This is a genomic window from Bacteroides fluxus YIT 12057, assembly GCF_000195635.1.
Lineage (GTDB): Bacteria > Bacteroidota > Bacteroidia > Bacteroidales > Bacteroidaceae > Bacteroides > Bacteroides fluxus.
Window position 1 is genome coordinate 69,352 of record NZ_GL882689.1, and the last position, 17,585, is coordinate 86,936.

14 protein-coding genes are annotated in these 17,585 nt (G+C 49.8%); 11 read left to right on the top strand and 3 right to left on the bottom strand.

Features of this window, described 5'->3' with window-relative positions:
• Nucleotides 1–3: 3 nt before the first annotated feature.
• From HMPREF9446_RS14120 to HMPREF9446_RS14165, 10 genes are all read left to right on the top strand, one after another.
• Nucleotides 4–1,314, top strand: a complete 1,311-nt coding sequence (locus tag HMPREF9446_RS14120; protein ID WP_009126390.1) for an HlyD family efflux transporter periplasmic adaptor subunit — start codon at nucleotides 4–6, stop codon at nucleotides 1,312–1,314.
• A 145-nt stretch (nucleotides 1,315–1,459) separates the two neighbouring features.
• Entirely contained in the window at nucleotides 1,460–1,927 is a 468-nt protein-coding gene (gene rimP, locus HMPREF9446_RS14125) for a ribosome assembly cofactor RimP (RefSeq protein ID WP_009126391.1), read from the top strand.
• Nucleotides 1,928–1,931: 4 nt separating this feature from the next.
• Complete coding sequence (gene nusA, locus HMPREF9446_RS14130) at nucleotides 1,932–3,203, top strand: transcription termination factor NusA (RefSeq protein ID WP_009126392.1); 1,272 nt, start codon at nucleotides 1,932–1,934, stop codon at nucleotides 3,201–3,203.
• Nucleotides 3,204–3,248: 45 nt separating this feature from the next.
• Nucleotides 3,249–6,293 (top strand): translation initiation factor IF-2, encoded by a 3,045-nt coding sequence (gene infB, locus HMPREF9446_RS14135; protein WP_009126393.1) that lies wholly within the window; start codon nucleotides 3,249–3,251, stop codon nucleotides 6,291–6,293.
• A gap of 108 nt (nucleotides 6,294–6,401) precedes the next feature.
• A complete protein-coding gene (locus tag HMPREF9446_RS14140; RefSeq protein ID WP_039969742.1) occupies nucleotides 6,402–6,914 on the top strand; it encodes a CvpA family protein in 513 nt (170 codons plus the stop codon).
• Between the two features lie 48 nt (nucleotides 6,915–6,962).
• Nucleotides 6,963–8,474 carry a Fe-S cluster assembly protein SufB gene (gene sufB / locus HMPREF9446_RS14145; protein ID WP_009126395.1) on the top strand — a complete coding sequence of 504 codons (1,512 nt, stop codon included), beginning with the start codon at nucleotides 6,963–6,965 and terminating at the stop codon, nucleotides 8,472–8,474.
• 32 nt (nucleotides 8,475–8,506) lie between these two features.
• Complete coding sequence (gene sufC / locus HMPREF9446_RS14150) at nucleotides 8,507–9,262, top strand: Fe-S cluster assembly ATPase SufC (RefSeq protein ID WP_009126396.1); 756 nt, start codon at nucleotides 8,507–8,509, stop codon at nucleotides 9,260–9,262.
• Nucleotides 9,263–9,280: 18 nt separating this feature from the next.
• On the top strand, nucleotides 9,281–10,624 hold the full coding sequence (gene sufD / locus HMPREF9446_RS14155) for a Fe-S cluster assembly protein SufD (protein WP_009126397.1): 1,344 nt from the start codon (nucleotides 9,281–9,283) through the stop codon (nucleotides 10,622–10,624).
• A 33-nt stretch (nucleotides 10,625–10,657) separates the two neighbouring features.
• A complete protein-coding gene (locus tag HMPREF9446_RS14160; protein ID WP_009126398.1) occupies nucleotides 10,658–11,884 on the top strand; it encodes a cysteine desulfurase in 1,227 nt (408 codons plus the stop codon).
• 68 nt (nucleotides 11,885–11,952) lie between these two features.
• The gene (locus tag HMPREF9446_RS14165) at nucleotides 11,953–12,273 is read left to right on the top strand and encodes a heavy metal-binding domain-containing protein (protein ID WP_009126399.1); all 321 of its coding nucleotides are present in this window, start codon (nucleotides 11,953–11,955) and stop codon (nucleotides 12,271–12,273) included.
• A gap of 84 nt (nucleotides 12,274–12,357) precedes the next feature.
• On the opposite strand, the gene HMPREF9446_RS14170 is transcribed toward HMPREF9446_RS14165, so the two are convergent.
• Nucleotides 12,358–14,277 (bottom strand): LruC domain-containing protein, encoded by a 1,920-nt coding sequence (locus HMPREF9446_RS14170; RefSeq protein WP_009126400.1) that lies wholly within the window; start codon nucleotides 14,275–14,277, stop codon nucleotides 12,358–12,360.
• Between the two features lie 178 nt (nucleotides 14,278–14,455).
• Between HMPREF9446_RS14170 and HMPREF9446_RS14175 the strand changes: the two genes are divergently transcribed.
• Nucleotides 14,456–16,660: a sodium-translocating pyrophosphatase gene (locus HMPREF9446_RS14175; RefSeq protein WP_009126401.1), complete on the top strand. Its 2,205-nt coding sequence runs from the start codon at nucleotides 14,456–14,458 to the stop codon at nucleotides 16,658–16,660.
• On the opposite strand, the gene HMPREF9446_RS14180 is transcribed toward HMPREF9446_RS14175, so the two are convergent.
• Both HMPREF9446_RS14180 and HMPREF9446_RS14185 read right to left on the bottom strand, forming a co-directional pair.
• On the bottom strand, nucleotides 16,657–17,262 hold the full coding sequence (locus HMPREF9446_RS14180; RefSeq protein ID WP_009126402.1) for a LysO family transporter: 606 nt from the start codon (nucleotides 17,260–17,262) through the stop codon (nucleotides 16,657–16,659). The genes HMPREF9446_RS14175 and HMPREF9446_RS14180 overlap by 4 nt on opposite strands.
• Nucleotides 17,259–17,537, bottom strand: coding sequence for a LysO family transporter (locus tag HMPREF9446_RS14185; protein WP_009126403.1), 279 nt, complete (start codon nucleotides 17,535–17,537; stop codon nucleotides 17,259–17,261). The genes HMPREF9446_RS14180 and HMPREF9446_RS14185 overlap by 4 nt, the downstream gene beginning before the upstream one ends.
• Nucleotides 17,538–17,585: the final 48 nt, after the last annotated feature.

The window sequence follows — 17,585 nt, forward strand, 5'->3', positions numbered from 1 at the left end:
CGGATGGAGGAAGAGAAGAAATATATGGACATAGAGCTTCGCAGTGAAGAGGTGCAGGAGGTGATGAACCATATTCCCTCCCGGGTGCTGAGGTGTGGCATTACGGTTCTGGCAGTGATTCTTTTGACGGTACTGGCGGGGTGCTGGATATTTAGGTATCCGGACACCCTGGCTGCGGAGGTGACACTGGCCACGGAGGAGCCTCCCGCCTTTGTACTGTCGCATGCTACGGGGAAACTGGACACGCTTTATGTGGAGAACGGAAGCTCGGTGGAGGCGGATGCCGATCTGGGGGTGATAGGCAATGCGGCGGAATCCGAAGACGTGCGCTTTCTTAAAGGACAGATGAAAGTATGGGAAGCACAGAGGTATGAACCGCAGGAGGGTGTGGAACTGTTTGTCGGCAGGCACCTGCAGTTAGGGGAGCTGCAACCGGCCTTTGCGGCTTTCATAACTTCGCTTACGGGATATGCACGCTTCATGGAACTAGATTATTATGCCCGAAAGCTCCGGTCACAGGAGAAACGGATGGGCAGACAGCGGTCATATCTCCGTCTGGCGGAGCGGGAATATGAACTGACAGCCAAGGATATAAAGCTTGCCGGAAATATGTATGCCCGCGACTCCATACTGTATGTGCGCAAGGCGATGATTACAGCCGAATTCGAGGAGTCCGCAAGCAAGTACCTGCAAAGTCTCCGTGCCGGGGAGAGTGCGCGCATGAACTTGGTACAGGCGGAAATGCAACTTGTACAGCATGAAGAGAACCTGCTGGATATACGCAAGCAGGCATACGACGAGGAGCAGAAACATCGGATAGGCTTGAAGAATGCCATGGAGCAGTTGTTGGCACAGTTGGGTGCGTGGGAACACTCTTACCTGCTGAGAAGTCCGGTCAGCGGTAAGGTCACTTTCATGACGGTATGGGGGCGCAACCGGAATGTGAAGTCGGGCGAGACGGTCTTTGTGATTCAGCCTTCGGACAGTTCGGGGGTGCTTGGCAAGGCGCTGCTTCCGTTGCAGGGCTCGGGCAAGGTACATACGGGTCAGCGGGTGCATATACGCTTGGATAACTATCCCGACCAGGAGTTCGGCTATGTCAAAGGGCGGGTGAAGAGCGTCTCTCCCGCTCCGACGGAAGAAGGCATGTATGTGGTGGAAATCTCTTTACCCGACGGACTGCGGACCAATTACGGCAGGTTGTTGCCCGTTTCGCGCGAACTGAAAGGCACTGCGGATATCATCCTTGCTGACAGGAATGTGCTGGAACGGTTGTTGGCGCCATTGAGGAGGGTAGTTGAGTATGGGAAGTAGCATTTCTGTTGTTTGAACCGTTAAATCTATCTTTTTTTCTCTAATATTTTGTAGTCGAACATATTATTTATATCTTTGCATGCGAAAACGGATGAAAGGTGGAGGGGCGATAAAGCTCCTCTTTTTTGTTCTTATTAGTTAATCTATGATAGAAAAGAAAACAGTTTGTCAGATTGTTGACGAGTGGCTGGAAGGAAAAGATTACTTTCTGGTGGAAGTAACGATCAGCCCTGATGACAAGATTGTGGTGGAAATAGACCACAAGGAAGGCGTTTGGATTGAGGACTGCGTGGAGCTGAGCCGCTACATCGAGTCGAAGTTGAACCGTGAGGAGGAAGATTATGAACTGGAGGTTGGCTCTGCCGGAATCGGACAACCGTTTAAGGTATTGCAGCAGTACATCAATCATGTCGGTAAAGAAGTGGAGGTGCTGACAAGGGACGGACGTAAACTCGGCGGTGTGCTGAAGGAAGCGGACGACCGGCATTTTGTGGTTACTGTGCAGAAAAAGGTGAAAGAAGAGGGTGCCAAACGTCCCAAGATGGTGGACGAGGACCTGACTCTGAAGTATGATGAGATAAAATACACTAAATACTTAATCAGTTTTAAATAAGACTATGGCCAAAAAAGAAGAAACTATCAGCTTGATAGATACATTTTCGGAATTCAAGGAACTGAAAAATATCGATAGAACCACTATGGTAAGTGTGCTCGAAGAGTCATTCCGTAGTGTAATCGCGAAAATGTTTGGCACCGATGAGAATTACGACGTAATCGTGAACCCCGACAAGGGTGACTTCGAGATATGGCGTAACCGTGAAGTAGTAGAGGATGCGGAACTTGAGAATCCGAACTTGCAGATTGCGCTGTCGGAAGCACAGAAGATTGATGCATCGTATGAGGTGGGTGAGGAAGTGACGGATGAGGTTATATTCGCCAACTTCGGACGCCGTGCCATCTTGAACCTCCGCCAGACGTTGGCCTCTAAGATTCTGGAACTGGAAAAAGACAGTATCTATAATAAATACATTGATAAGGTAGGCACCATCATCAACGCGGAAGTCTATCAGATTTGGAAAAAGGAAATGCTGCTGCTCGATGACGAAGGCAATGAGTTGCTGCTGCCCAAGACCGAACAGATACCGAGCGACTTCTACCGCAAGGGCGAGACTGCCCGTGCCGTTGTAGCCCGTGTGGATAACAAGAATAACAACCCGAAGATTATCTTGAGCCGCACGTCGCCCGTATTCCTTCAACGTCTGTTTGAGATGGAAGTGCCCGAAATCAATGACGGACTGATTACCATCAAGAAGATTGCCCGCATCCCCGGTGAGCGTGCCAAGATTGCCGTCGAGTCATACGATGACCGTATAGACCCGGTAGGTGCATGCGTCGGTGTGAAGGGCAGCCGTATTCATGGTATTGTCCGCGAGCTCCGCAACGAGAATATCGACGTTATCAATTACACGTCGAATATCCAGTTGTTTATACAGCGTGCCTTGAGCCCTGCCAAGATTTCTTCCATCCGCTTGAACGAGGAGGAACATAAGGCGGAAGTGTTCTTGAAACCGGAAGAGGTTTCGCTGGCTATCGGTAAAGGCGGTTTGAATATCAAGCTTGCCAGTATGTTGACTGAATATACCATTGATGTGTTCCGTGAATTGGACCAGGCGGTAGAGGATGAGGATATTTACCTGGATGAGTTCCGTGATGAAATTGACGGTTGGGTGATCGATGCCATCAAGGCTATCGGTATCGATACGGCTAAGGCTGTGTTGAACGCTCCCCGTGAAATGTTGATTGAAAAGACGGACCTGGAAGAAGAAACGGTGGACGAGGTATTACGCATTTTGAAACAGGAGTTTGAAGAAGAGGGCGACAATGAGTGATTAGTGTTTCCTGCTTCTTTCTCCATTATTCATTAAATTTAAAGTATGACGATAAGGTTAAACAAAGTAACAAGAGATTTAAACGTAGGGATTACGACGGCTGTCGAGTTCCTGCAAAAGAAAGGATTTACCGTGGAGGCAAATCCGAATACGAAAATTACCGACGAGCAGTTTGATTTACTCAAGAAGGAATTTAGTACAGACAAGGACCTTAAGATAAAATCGGAACGTTTCAGCCAGGAGCGTCAAAGCAAGGACCGTAACAAGGCGTCCGTGTCCATTGACGGCTACGAGAAGGAAACGCAGGAAAAAGCGAAGCCCGAGGAGATAAAGACTGTGATTCCGGAAGATGCCCGTCCGAAGTTTAAGCCTGTCGGCAAGATTGATCTGGATAAACTGAACCGCAGGCCTGCGCCTGTCCAGGAGAAGGAGAAAGAAGTGGTGGAGAAGAAGGTGGCAGTAGAGGAGAAGAAGGTAGAAGAACCTGCACCGGTAGTCGTGGAGACACCGAAGCCGGAACCTGCTCCCGTACTCCAGCCGGAGCCCCAGCCCGAACCCAAAATGGAGCCTCAGCCCCAGCCGGAGCCTCAACCCGAACCGGTAGCTAAGGAAGAACCCGCACCAGTTGTTGAGGCTAAAGAAGAACCTAAAAAGGAAGAAATGAAAGAAGTGCCTGCTTCGGCACCGGTGGCTGAAGAAGCTCCGGCCGAAAAAGAGGAGAAAAAGGAAAAAAAGGGAGAAGAAATCTTTAAGATACACCAGCCTGAGTTTGTTTCGAAAATCAATGTGATCGGACAAATTGACTTGGCTGCGTTGAACCAATCTACACGCCCGAAGAAGAAATCGAAAGAAGAGAAGCGTAAGGAACGTGAAGAAAAGGAAAAGATTCGTCTGGATCAGAAGAAGCAGATGAAGGAGGCCATCATCAAGGAAATACGCCGTGATGACAGCAAACAGAAAGATGCGAAGGACAATGGCACCGGTGATCCGAACAAGAAGAAGCGTGTACGCATCAATAAGGAGAAGGTTGACATCAATAATGCCTCCAATTTCCAACGTGGCGGAAATGACCGTACGCGAAATAATAATGGAGGTCCCGGCGGCAACCAGCAAGGCGGCAACCAACAAGGTGGCAACAACAAGAACCGTAATAAAGACCGCTTCAAGAAGCCTGTCATCAAGCAGGAGGTAAATGAAGAGGATGTGGCAAAGCAGGTGAAGGAAACTCTGGCGCGCCTGACATCCAAGGGAAAGAACAAGGGTGCCAAGTACCGTAAGGAAAAACGGGATATGGCTTCCAACCGTATGCAGGAACTGGAAGACCAGGAAATGGCGGAAAGCAAGGTACTGAAGCTTACGGAATTCGTGACGGCCAACGAGTTGGCAAGCATGATGGATATTTCCGTTACGCAGGTCATCGCTACTTGTATGAGCGTAGGCATCATGGTTTCCATCAACCAGCGCCTGGATGCCGAGACTATTAACCTGGTGGCTGAAGAGTTCGGCTTCAAGACGGAATATGTCAGCGCGGAAGTTTCTCAGGCCATCGTTGAGGAGGAGGATGCAGAGGAAGACCTTGAGCCCCGTGCTCCGATTGTAACGGTGATGGGACACGTTGACCACGGTAAGACTTCGTTGCTGGACTACATCCGTAAGGCGAATGTAATCGCCGGTGAGGCCGGTGGTATCACACAGCATATCGGTGCCTATCACGTGTCGCTGGACGACGGACGCAAGATTACGTTCCTCGATACTCCGGGTCACGAGGCGTTTACTGCCATGCGTGCCCGTGGTGCCAAGGCTACGGACATCGCCATCATCATTGTTGCCGCTGACGACGACGTGATGCCGCAGACCAAGGAAGCTATCAACCATGCCATGGCTGCAGGGGTTCCTATCGTGTTTGCCATCAATAAGATTGATAAACCGACTGCCAATCCTGATAAAATCAAGGAACAATTGGCCGCCATGAATTTCTTGGTGGAAGAGTGGGGCGGTAAGTACCAGTCGCAGGATATTTCAGCCAAGAAGGGTATAGGTGTGCCCGAATTGATGGAGAAAGTGCTGCTGGAGGCTGAGATGCTCGACTTGAAGGCAAATCCGAACCGCCGCGCTACCGGTTCTATCATCGAATCTTCTTTGGATAAGGGACGCGGTTACGTGGCTACGGTGCTGGTATCCAACGGTACCCTGAAGATGGGTGATATCGTGTTGGCTGGTACAAGTTATGGGAAGGTGAAGGCTATGTTCAACGAACGTAACCAGCGCATGAAAGAGGCAGGTCCTTCCGAACCGGCTTTGATATTGGGTTTGAACGGTGCTCCCGCTGCCGGTGATACGTTCCACGTAATCGAGACCGAACAGGAAGCCCGTGAAATAGCCAACAAGCGTGAACAGCTGCAACGCGAACAGGGACTGCGTACCCAGAAGATGCTGACGCTCGACGAAGTAGGCCGCCGTCTGGCATTGGGTGACTTCCACGAACTGAATGTGATTGTCAAAGGTGACGTGGATGGTTCGGTAGAAGCCTTGAGCGACTCTTTGATCAAGTTGTCAACCGAGCAGGTACAGGTCAATGTTATCCACAAAGGTGTGGGTGCCATCTCCGAGTCGGATGTATCTCTGGCTGCTGCTTCGGATGCGATTATCGTTGGTTTCCAGGTACGTCCTTCCGGCGCTGCCGCTAAACTGGCGGAACAGGAGGGTGTGGACATCCGCAAGTACTCCGTGATCTACGACGCTATCGAAGAGGTGAAGGCGGCCATGGAAGGTATGCTGGCACCGACCTTGAAGGAGCAGGTGACTGCAACTATCGAAGTCCGCGAGGTGTTCAACATTACCAAGGTGGGTCTTGTGGCAGGTGCCATGGTGAAGACCGGAAAGGTGAAGCGCAGCGACAAGGCTCGTCTGGTCCGCGACGGTATTGTAATCTTCACGGGGACCATCAACGCCTTGAAGCGTTTCAAGGACGATGTGAAGGAAGTGGGTACCAACTTCGAGTGTGGTATCAGCCTGACCAACTGCAACGATATCAAGGTAGGTGACGTAATTGAATCTTACGAAGAAGTAGAAGTGAAGCAGACGCTGTAATAAGCGCAATAGATAGTTAGGCACGGATTACACGGATTTCACGGATTGGTTAAAAGAAAAACCGTGCTTATCCGTGTAATCCGTGCCTTTTTTAGAAAACGGAGGATGATGGAGACCATAGACATTATTATATTGGTGATTGTCGGTATAGGAGCGGTACTTGGCTTTATGAAAGGCTTTGTGAAGCAACTGGCTTCTTTGTTGGGCCTGGTTGTCGGACTGTTGGCTGCCAAGGCATTGTATGCTTCGTTGGCAGAGAAGCTTTGCCCTACGGTGACGGACTCCATGACATTTGCGCAGATACTCGCGTTCGTCATCATCTGGATAGCCGTTCCGTTGGCTTTCGCATTGGTGGCTTCACTGCTGACCAAAGCCATGGAAGCCGTTTCACTGGGTTGGCTCAACCGTTGGCTGGGTTCCGGGCTGGGAGCTTTGAAGTTCCTTCTGCTGGTAAGCCTGTTGATCGGTGTTATCGAATTTATCGACTCGGACAATACGCTGATTGATAAAACAAAAAAGAAAGAGTCTGCGTTATATTATCCTATGGAATCATTTGCCGGGATATTTTTTCCCGCTGCAAAGGCGGTTACGGAGCAGATTGTAAACGGAGACTTTGACTGATGACGTAATCCGTGATTTTGTAATTCATAATTTGTAATTATAGAAGTGATGCAACAAGAAGAACCCAATAATAAGAATCGGAAAAAGGACGAAAAGAAAAAGAAGGAAGAGAAAAAGACTTCTAATGAATTTGTCCGAAAGATTGCGGAAGAGAAGTACAAGTACGGTTTCACCACCGATGTACATACCGACATCATTGAGCGTGGACTGAATGAGGAGGTGGTGCGGCTTATTTCGGAGAAAAAAGGTGAACCGGAGTGGCTGTTGGAGTTCCGTTTGAAAGCGTACCGCCATTGGCTGACGCTGGAGATGCCTACATGGGCGCATCTCCGTATCCCTGAGATAGATTATCAGGCCATTTCTTACTATGCCGACCCTACGAAGAAGAAAGAAGGGCCGAAAAGTATGGATGAGGTGGATCCGGAGCTGGTGAAGACATTCAACAAGCTCGGTATTCCTTTGGAGGAACAGATGGCGTTGAGTGGTATGGCCGTAGATGCCGTCATGGACTCCGTATCTGTAAAGACTACCTTTAAAGAGACCTTGATGGAGAAAGGAATTATTTTCTGTTCGTTCAGCGAGGCGGTACGTGAGCACCCTGATTTGGTGCAGAAATACCTCGGTTCGGTAGTGCCTTACCGTGATAATTTCTTTGCGGCGTTGAATTCGGCTGTCTTTTCTGACGGTTCTTTTGTCTATATTCCGAAGGGGGTACGCTGTCCGATGGAATTATCCACTTATTTCCGTATCAATGCCCGCAATACGGGACAGTTTGAGAGAACCCTGATTGTGGCGGATGATGATTCGTATGTTTCTTACCTGGAAGGTTGTACCGCGCCGATGCGTGACGAGAACCAATTGCACGCTGCTATTGTGGAGATTGTGGTGCACGACCGTGCAGAAGTGAAATACAGTACCGTCCAGAACTGGTATCCGGGAGATGCGGAAGGCAAGGGTGGGGTCTATAACTTCGTGACGAAACGCGGCCATTGCAAGGGGGTAGGCAGCAAGCTTTCCTGGACGCAGGTGGAAACCGGATCGGCCATTACCTGGAAGTATCCTTCCTGTATCCTTTCCGGAGATGATTCGACGGCCGAATTCTATAGTGTGGCGGTGACCAATAACTATCAGCAGGCTGATACAGGTACGAAGATGATACATCTCGGCAAGAACACCCGCAGTACGATTGTGAGCAAAGGTATTTCTGCCGGAAGAAGTGAGAACTCATACCGTGGTCTGGTGCGTGTGGCGCAGAAGGCGGACAATGCCCGTAATTATAGCCAGTGTGACTCTTTGCTGCTTGGTGACAAATGCGGTGCGCACACTTTCCCTTATATGGATATCCATAATGAGACGGCAATCGTGGAACATGAAGCCACTACCAGTAAAATCAGTGAGGATCAGATATTCTATTGCAACCAACGTGGTATTTCTACGGAAGACGCTGTGGGATTGATTGTAAACGGTTATGCCAAGGAAGTGCTGAATAAACTGCCGATGGAGTTTGCGGTGGAGGCACAGAAACTGCTCGCCATTTCGCTGGAGGGAAGCGTAGGGTAATTGTTGGAATTCAAAATTCAAAAATAAATATCATGTTAGAAATAAAAGACCTGCATGCCAGCATCAATGGCAAAGAGATATTGAAAGGCATTAACCTGACTATCCGTGACGGTGAAGTACATGCGCTGATGGGACAGAACGGTGCCGGTAAAAGTACATTGAGTAACGTGTTGGTGGGGCATCCCGCTTACGAAGTGACTCGCGGTTCGGTTACCTTCAACGGCAAGGACTTGCTTGCCATGAGTCCCGAAGACCGTGCTCACGAGGGTGTCTTCCTCTCTTTCCAGTCACCGGTGGAGATTCCGGGTGTTTCGATGGTAAACTTCATGCGTGCCGCCGTGAACGAGCAGCGCAAGTACCGCCACCTCCCTGCTTTGTCTGCCAGTGAATTTCTGAAGCTGATGCGCGAGAAGCGTGCCATTGTGGAATTGGATAACAAACTTGCCAACCGCAGCGTGAACGAAGGCTTCAGCGGTGGTGAGAAGAAGCGTAACGAAATTTTCCAGATGGCTATGCTCGAACCCACTTTCGCTATCTTGGACGAGACCGACTCCGGCCTTGACGTAGATGCCTTGCGTATTGTGGCAGACGGATTCAATAAACTGAAGACACCGCAGACCAGTGCCATGGTCATCACTCACTACCAACGTTTGCTGGATTATCTGAAACCCGATACCGTACATGTCCTGTTGGGTGGCCGCATTGTAAAGACAGGCGGTCCGGAACTGGCCCAGGAGATTGAGAAGCGCGGTTTTGACTGGATAAAGAAAGAAACAAGTGAATTATAAGTTTTGAATTTAAACAACATGACTATCGAACAACAATATATAGATCTATTCTCCCAGACGGAAGCCATGATATGCAGGCATAGTGCGGAGGTGCTGAATGCACCGCGTGCTGCCGCATTTGCCGACTTTGAACGGCTCGGCTTTCCTACCCGCAAGCAGGAGAAATATAGATATACGGATGTCAGCAAGTTTTTTGAACCGGATTATGGTCTGAATTTGAACCGTCTGGAGCTTCCTGTAAATCCCTACGAAGTATTCAAGTGCGATGTGCCCAATATGAGTACCTCCCTTTACTTTGTGGTGAACGATGTTTTCTATAATAAGGCTTTGCCGAAACCGCATCTCCCGGAAGGGGTTATCTTCGGCAGTTTGAAGGAAATGGCACAGCAGCATCCGGAGCTGGTAAAGAAATATTATGGTAAGCTGGCAGATACTTCAGAAGATGGCGTGACGGCGTTCAATACGGCTTTTGCACAAGACGGTGTTCTGTTGTATGTCCCTAAGAACGTGGTGGTAGAGAAACCGATTCAGTTGGTGAATATCCTGCGTGGTGACGTGAACTTTCTGGTAAACCGCCGTGTACTGATTGTTCTGGAGGAAGGTGCGCAGGCGCGTCTGTTGGCTTGTGACCATGCCATGGACGGGGTAAACTTCCTGGCAACGCAAGTCATAGAAGTCTTTGCCGGTGAAAATGCCACTTTCGACCTTTATGAACTGGAGGAAACCCATACCAGTACTGTACGTATCAGCAATATGTACGTGAAGCAGGAAGCGAACAGCAATGTCTTGTTGAACGGGATGACTCTGCATAACGGTACTACCCGTAATACCACCCGGGTGACTCTCGCCGGAGAGCATGCCGAACTGAATCTTTGCGGCATGGCGATTGCAGACAAGAACCAGCATGTGGATAACCATACGGCCATTGATCATGCCGTGCCCAACTGTACCAGCAATGAACTTTATAAGTATGTTCTCGACGATCAGGCGGTGGGAGCCTTTGCCGGACTGGTCCTGGTGCGTCCTGACGCACAGCATACCAGTTCACAGCAGACCAACCGGAATCTGTGCGCCACCCGTGACGCGCACATGTACACCCAACCGCAGCTGGAAATCTATGCGGATGATGTGAAGTGCAGTCATGGCGCTACGGTGGGGCAACTCGACGAGAGTGCCTTGTTCTATATGCAGCAGCGTGGAATCCCGGCACGTGAAGCACGCCTGTTGCTGATGTTCGCTTTTGTTAACGAGGTTATTGACACCATCCGTCTGGACGCTTTGAAAGACCGTCTGCACCTGTTGGTGGAAAAACGTTTTCGCGGTGAGTTGAACAAGTGCCAGGGATGCGCGATATGCAAATAGAATGTCATCCATAACTTATAATTCCGATTCATTATGAATAACGATACCAACTTCGGGGAGAGGCTTCGGGCTGATTTCCCCATCCTTTCCCGCACTGTATATGGCAAGCCATTGGTTTATCTGGACAATGGAGCCACTACGCAGAAGCCCCGCCAGGTGATAGATGCCATTACAGACGAGTACTATTCGGTGAATGCCAATGTACATCGTGGCGTGCACTTCCTCTCTCAGCAGGCTACCGAGTTGCATGAGGCTTCTCGCGAGAGGGTGCGGAAGTTCATCAACGCACGCAGTACCAACGAGATTGTCTTTACACGCGGGACTACGGAGAGTATCAATCTGTTTGTCACCAGTTTCGGCGAGGAGTTCATGCAGGAGGGAGATGAAGTGATTCTTTCCGTCATGGAACATCATAGCAATATTGTTCCTTGGCAGTTGCTGGCAGCAAAAAGAGGGATTGCCATCAAGGTGATTCCGATGAATGACAAAGGTGAGCTTCTTTTGGATGATTATAGGAATCTGTTTTCCGAACGTACGAAGATTGTCAGTGTGACACAGGTGTCCAATGTGCTGGGAACGGTGAACCCCGTTAAGGATATGATTGCCTTTGCCCATGCACAAGGAGTTCCCGTACTGGTGGACGGTGCGCAGTCCATTCCCCACATGCCGGTGGATGTACAGGATTTGGATGCCGATTTCTTTGTCTTCTCCGGACACAAGGTCTATGGTCCTACGGGTGTCGGTGTGCTTTATGGTAAGGAAGAATGGTTGGAAAAGATGCCTCCCTATCAAGGCGGAGGTGAGATGATACAGCATGTATCTTTTGAAAGGACCACATTCAACGAACTGCCGTTCAAGTTTGAAGCCGGTACTCCGGACTACATAGGGACAACCGGGCTTGCCAAGGCTTTGGATTATGTATCGCTTATCGGTATGGACAAGATTGCCGCTTATGAACATGAGTTGACCCGGTATGCCATGCGGCGGTTGAAAGAGATTCCCGATATGCGTATCTTCGGCGAGGCGGAAGCGAAAGGGAGTGTCATCTCTTTCCTGGTGGGTGATATCCATCATTTTGATATGGGCACTTTGCTCGACCGACTCGGCATAGCTGTACGGACAGGACATCATTGTGCCCAACCGCTGATGCAGCGTCTGGGCATTGAAGGAACGGTACGTGCTTCCTTCGGACTGTATAATACTAAAGAAGAAATAGATGTCCTGGTTGCCGGCATCAATCGTATCCGGCAAATGTTTTAAGCTGTTGCTGCAACTTTTTGCCTGCTCCGTGCGTCTAATAGTAGCAAATAACTTAAAAGAATAAGATTATGTTAGTAACAACAACTCCGACTATTGAGGGTGGACGTATCACCCGCTATTATGGTATCGTCAGCGGTGAAACGATTATCGGTGCCAATGTATTCCGTGACTTCTTTGCCAGCATCCGTGATGTGGTGGGCGGCCGAAGCGGTTCATACGAAGAGGTGCTTCGTGAGGCCAAGGACACTGCCTTGCGGGAGATGCAGGAGCATGCACGTGCCATGGGAGCGAACGCTGTGATTGGTGTTGACCTCGACTATGAAACGGTAGGAGGCAGCGGAAGCATGCTGATGGTAACAGCCTGTGGCACGGCGGTAACGGTAGAATAAAACAACGCTGGCGAACTGCTCATGAAGCTTATCGTGTCATATTGATTGGGAGATTATTGAAAAAATGACTTTTAGGGGCACTTCTCATTTATACCAGTCCTTATGGTCTGCGCCATTGGAGTTGACCCAATTCATGAAGTTCGGGAAGCTCTGGTCGATGGCTTTATTTTCAGGGGTTTTGAAACTCTCCACATTTATCAGGTGGATGGCGAAAGGATAATTCCCATTGGCGACATAATAGCTGCCGGGAGGGTTAGACAAATCATTTCCGGTATGGAAACGTTTCTTGTCTGCTTTCTCGGTGGGAGCGTAGTTCACTAAATGTATTTCGGTGCGTTGTTCTTCCAGATTGTCATGCGTTATGATGAACGGATTGTAAGGAGGAATGCCGAATGTAGCATGAGGAACAGGCGTGGTAAAGCTGTTCTTTATCTTATAGGTACCGGTGCGGGTATTATTGTCCGTTACATTGATGGCGCTGAGCAGTACGTTGACGGTGGCTTGAGAAAGGTCGGCATCCAGCCCCTGTCCGGTGAAGGTGGTGGCGGCCTCCGTGACCTGCGTGGCGACGTTCGCACGTTCGGTGTTCAACTGGTAGGCGTAGCCATTCTTGAAGGAAGCGCCGGACCAGAGCAACTCATAAGTGTCTTCGGTAGAAAGCACTTCGTTCTTGCTGTTGAAGTTCAGTCGGGAGCTGTACTTCACGATTACGTCGTTCAAGTCATAGTCTCCTTTGGCGGGCCAGTTGTCCTCGAAGGCGACGATTCCCTTGTAGTCTTTGCTGTATTTCACGCTGCCGTTGTCATCACTGCCGCCGTGGTCCGGGTTGATGTCGGGTATCTCAGGGCTGATGATGGCTTCGATGGGATTGGACCATACGTTGAACTGGATGTCGTTGTAGTCCTGGTCAGTCCAGTCCTCAAACGACAATACGATGAAATCGTCGATGCGGAAAGCGGCGGTATGCGTGCGGAGGTCCGAGTTCAAAGCCGTGGTAGAGTAGAAAGCTTCTCCGTTTCCGCTATAGAACTTGTCGTTCAGCAAGAACCAGCCAATCTTTATTCCGTTGGGGAATGCGGTTCCTTCATCTTCCCCTTTATCGTTGATGTAATGCAGTTTGACGCTTTCACCGCTTTTCAAACCGGAAGCTTTCTTTCCATTATAGTTGCTCATCAAGGTGTTGGGGAATACGATGCATTTCGGGGCTTGGGCTATCTCTTCTTGGCTTGCGCCGATTTTATAGCAGTAATAGCCAAACATACTGGCTGCGCCACTGGTACCTCCAATCATGCGGACGGAAACTTCGGCTTTGCGCCCTTGAGGGTCATTCAGCTCAAAATCCACCGATTGGCGAAACTCTTCCGGACAGTCTCCGCCTTCTTGCAGCGTATTGCTGATGGTTTTCAAGACATCTGCGGGGATGTTTATCCGCTCCTTCTCCAAGTAATTGGGCTTGCCTTTGGCATTCCAGTCACCCAGGGTGTGATAGCTGGCCGGTGCTGCTTTTGCTCCTTTTGCCGAACGGGTTTCCGCTGCTGCATTGGCTGTATCCCAACTGATGTCGGCTGTGATGGCATCTCCGTTGAAAGAGGTCTTGAAGAGGGCAGGCACACCCGTATAGGCGGTATAGATATATACTTCGTTGCCGTGGGCGGCTTCGATGATTTCTTTTCCGCTGTATGCACCGTTGCCGTCTGTGATGCGTCTAATGGCGGGTTCCAAGTCTGTCCGTTTCACGATTTGTCCGTCTGCGTCAGTGGTGAAAGGGTTTTCCAGATAAACGTCAAAAAGAATCTCATAACCTTTCGGTACATCGTATTTTACATTTAGTCGGATAGCGGAAGTGGTGGCGAAGTCGAAAGTGTTGGGTTTCTCTTCATCCTTTCCGTTGTCGGGATTGTAAACATTGTTGTGTTCACATCCTGCTAATGCGGAAACCATCATGATGCTGAGCAAAATGTAGGTCAATTTCTCACTGAGTTGATAGATTGGGTTTGATTTCATACATTTGTTGTTATAATACCGGTGCAAATATACAAATTAACATCGTAAATATACAATAAATATGCAATAAAATAGACGGAAAGAACTGATATAAAGCGGTTTTTAAGGGTTTTGCTTGCATCTCTCATTTCAAATCCTTACATTTAGGCTTTCGTTCAACCTTCTTTAATACAATGCTATGGACCAATTGCTTTTCTGGCTGGTTCCAGCCGCTTCCGTTCTGGCACTTTGTTTTGCCTGGTATTTTCACCGTGAGATGATGAAAGAGAGTGAGGGTACTCCTCAAATGATCAAGATTGCCGCCGCAGTGCGCAAGGGTGCCATGTCGTACCTCCGTCAACAATATAAGATTGTGGGGTGGGTATTCTTGGGACTGGTCATTCTCTTTTCCATTATGGCATACGGGTTCGGGGTACAGAATGCCTGGGTACCTATTGCTTTCCTTACGGGCGGTTTCTTCTCCGGGCTTTCCGGTTTCTTGGGCATGAAGACCGCCACATACGCCTCGGCACGTACGGCTAATGCTGCCCGCAACTCTCTGAATGCCGGTTTGCGTATCGCTTTCCGAAGTGGTGCGGTGATGGGACTGGTGGTAGTCGGTCTTGGATTGTTCGATATCTCTTTCTGGTATCTGTTGCTGAATGCCGTGATTCCGGTGGATTTGATGACACCCACCCATAAGCTCTGTATCATTACTACCACGATGCTGACTTTCGGTATGGGAGCCTCCACGCAGGCGTTGTTTGCGCGTGTGGGCGGCGGTATCTATACGAAGGCTGCCGATGTGGGCGCCGATCTTGTGGGAAAAGTGGAAGCCGGTATTCCCGAAGATGACCCGCGCAATCCCGCCACCATTGCCGACAATGTGGGTGACAATGTAGGTGACGTAGCCGGTATGGGAGCTGACCTGTACGAGAGCTATTGCGGTTCCATCCTTGCTACCGCTGCCTTGGGGGCGGCGGCCTTTATCCATTCCGGAGATACGCTGATGCAGTTCAAGGCGGTCGTCGCACCGATGCTGATTGCCGCAGTGGGAATCATACTTTCCATTATCGGCATTTTCTCTGTCCGTACCAAAGAGGATGCGAAGATGAAAGATTTGCTGAATTCACTGGCTTTCGGAACCAATCTTAGTTCCGTGCTGATAGTGATAGCCACTTTCTTTATCCTCTGGCTGTTGAAACTGGATAACTGGATGTGGATTTCCTGTTCTGTGGTGGTGGGATTGGTGGTAGGTATTATCATTGGCCGTTCCACGGAATATTATACTTCCCAGTCTTACTGTCCCACACAGAAACTGAGCGAGAGTGGAAAGACCGGACCGGCTACCGTAATCATTTCCGGCATCGGTTTGGGCATGCTCTCTACCGCCATTCCGGTGATTGCAGTGGTGATAGGCATCATTGCTTCCTACCTGTTTGCTTCCGGATTCGATTTCTCCAACGTGGGGCTGGGACTTTACGGCATCGGTATCGCCGCCGTGGGCATGCTCTCTACCTTGGGTATCACTCTGGCTACGGATGCTTACGGGCCTATCGCCGACAATGCAGGCGGTAATGCCGAGATGTCCGGTCTGGGAGAGGCTGTCCGTAAACGCACCGATGCGCTCGATTCTTTGGGTAATACTACTGCAGCTACGGGCAAGGGGTTTGCCATCGGTTCCGCTGCTTTGACGGGGCTTGCCTTGCTTGCTTCCTATATAGAGGAAATCCGAATCGGTCTTACCCGTATCGGCATGACGGAAATCGTTTCCGGAGGAGGAGAGACGGTCTCCGTGCAGGATGCTACCTTCTTCGACTTCATGCATCACTACGATGTGACGCTGATGAACCCGAAAGTCCTTTCCGGTATGTTCCTCGGCAGCATGATGGCTTTTCTGTTCTGTGGCCTGACCATGAATGCGGTGGGACGTGCCGCTGCCCACATGGTGGATGAGGTACGCCGCCAGTTCCGTGAGATTAAAGGTATTCTTACGGGTGAAGCGGAACCCGATTATGAACGTTGCGTGGCTATTTCCACCAAGGGGGCGCAGCGCGAGATGGTTGTTCCGTCCTTGATAGCGATTGTGGCGCCGATTGCCACCGGACTGGTCTTTGGTGTTCCCGGTGTATTGGGACTGTTGGTTGGAGGATTGAGCAGCGGTTTCGTGCTTGCCATCTTTATGGCGAATGCGGGCGGTGCATGGGATAACGCCAAGAAGTATGTGGAAGAAGGTAATTTCGGCGGAAAAGGCAGTGAGGTACATAAAGCTACGGTTGTAGGCGATACCGTGGGCGACCCGTTTAAAGATACTTCCGGTCCGAGCCTGAATATTCTTATCAAGCTGATGAGTATGGTCGCTATTGTGATGGCGGGACTTACCGTTGCATGGAGTTTGTTCTAAAAGGAACAAAAGAATGTAACCAGGAACGGTACGCTGAAATCGACCACGAAGCCATGGAAGATGGATATGACCACAAATTGTTGCCCCGCTGTCCGGGTGATGATAGGCAGTGTCGTATCCATCGTAGTGGCACCGCCTGCCGAAATGGGGGCGAGGTTTCCAAACCACCTTACCAGCAATGGAGCACCCAGTAAAGTCAGGATTTCACGGCTGATGTTGGCAAGCAAGGCGATTGTTCCCAGTTCTGCTCCCTTGTATTCGGTGATGAATATGCTTGAGAGCGAATAGTAGCCGAATCCGGAACCGATGGCGAGGCAGTCTGTCAGAGAACGGTGTGTCAGGATGAGGCTGGCGGCGGCGGAACCGGCCAATGTACCCAGAATGGTCATAATGGGCAGGAAGATCAGCCGGGGGTTGAGTGAACGGAAGTTCTTCAATGTTTGGGGATCGTTGCCGACACTGATTCCTACACTGAACATCAGTGCGCAAAGGGCGTAGAAACTGATTTGGCTGTCTGCTATCAGGTCGGCGGGAATCAGTTTGTAAGCTCCGCAAAGTGTCCCCAATGCAAAAAATCCTACAATGATGAGGCTTCCTTTCATAGTTGTCCTCCTTTCCTCTTATACAGCGCCTTCCAGAGTCCCCAGGCTGCGATGACACTTCCCGCTGTTCCTCCTATGGTCAAAATGACGGCTTCCAGGCCGATGGTATGGAGTCCCTTGACAATCTGTTCGTTTCCTCCCACTTCTATTCCGAGAATGAAAAGGAGCAACCAGATAAGCAGGGTGATGACTGTATGGATTTTATTCAAGTTCTGTTTTCGCAGGAGATAGCCCAGCAATATTCCCGTGAGCATCAGTCCGATAATTATAAACATGTCTATATCGTTTTTGGGAGACAAAGATACGGATAAAAGGATTATCTT

Bases quoted from the DNA above. Each gene is read 5' to 3' on its own strand.
- HMPREF9446_RS14120 (WP_009126390.1), top strand. From the start codon at position 4: ATGGAGGAAGAGAAGAAATATATGGACATAGAGCTTCGCAGTGAAGAG.
- rimP (WP_009126391.1), top strand. From the start codon at position 1,460: ATGATAGAAAAGAAAACAGTTTGTCAGATTGTTGACGAGTGGCTGGAA.
- nusA (WP_009126392.1), top strand. From the start codon at position 1,932: ATGGCCAAAAAAGAAGAAACTATCAGCTTGATAGATACATTTTCGGAA.
- infB (WP_009126393.1), top strand. From the start codon at position 3,249: ATGACGATAAGGTTAAACAAAGTAACAAGAGATTTAAACGTAGGGATT.
- HMPREF9446_RS14140 (WP_039969742.1), top strand. From the start codon at position 6,402: ATGGAGACCATAGACATTATTATATTGGTGATTGTCGGTATAGGAGCG.
- sufB (WP_009126395.1), top strand. From the start codon at position 6,963: ATGCAACAAGAAGAACCCAATAATAAGAATCGGAAAAAGGACGAAAAG.
- sufC (WP_009126396.1), top strand. From the start codon at position 8,507: ATGTTAGAAATAAAAGACCTGCATGCCAGCATCAATGGCAAAGAGATA.
- sufD (WP_009126397.1), top strand. From the start codon at position 9,281: ATGACTATCGAACAACAATATATAGATCTATTCTCCCAGACGGAAGCC.
- HMPREF9446_RS14160 (WP_009126398.1), top strand. From the start codon at position 10,658: ATGAATAACGATACCAACTTCGGGGAGAGGCTTCGGGCTGATTTCCCC.
- HMPREF9446_RS14165 (WP_009126399.1), top strand. From the start codon at position 11,953: ATGTTAGTAACAACAACTCCGACTATTGAGGGTGGACGTATCACCCGC.
- HMPREF9446_RS14170 (WP_009126400.1), bottom strand. From the start codon at position 14,277: ATGAAATCAAACCCAATCTATCAACTCAGTGAGAAATTGACCTACATT.
- HMPREF9446_RS14175 (WP_009126401.1), top strand. From the start codon at position 14,456: ATGGACCAATTGCTTTTCTGGCTGGTTCCAGCCGCTTCCGTTCTGGCA.
- HMPREF9446_RS14180 (WP_009126402.1), bottom strand. From the start codon at position 17,262: ATGAAAGGAAGCCTCATCATTGTAGGATTTTTTGCATTGGGGACACTT.
- HMPREF9446_RS14185 (WP_009126403.1), bottom strand. From the start codon at position 17,537: ATGTTTATAATTATCGGACTGATGCTCACGGGAATATTGCTGGGCTAT.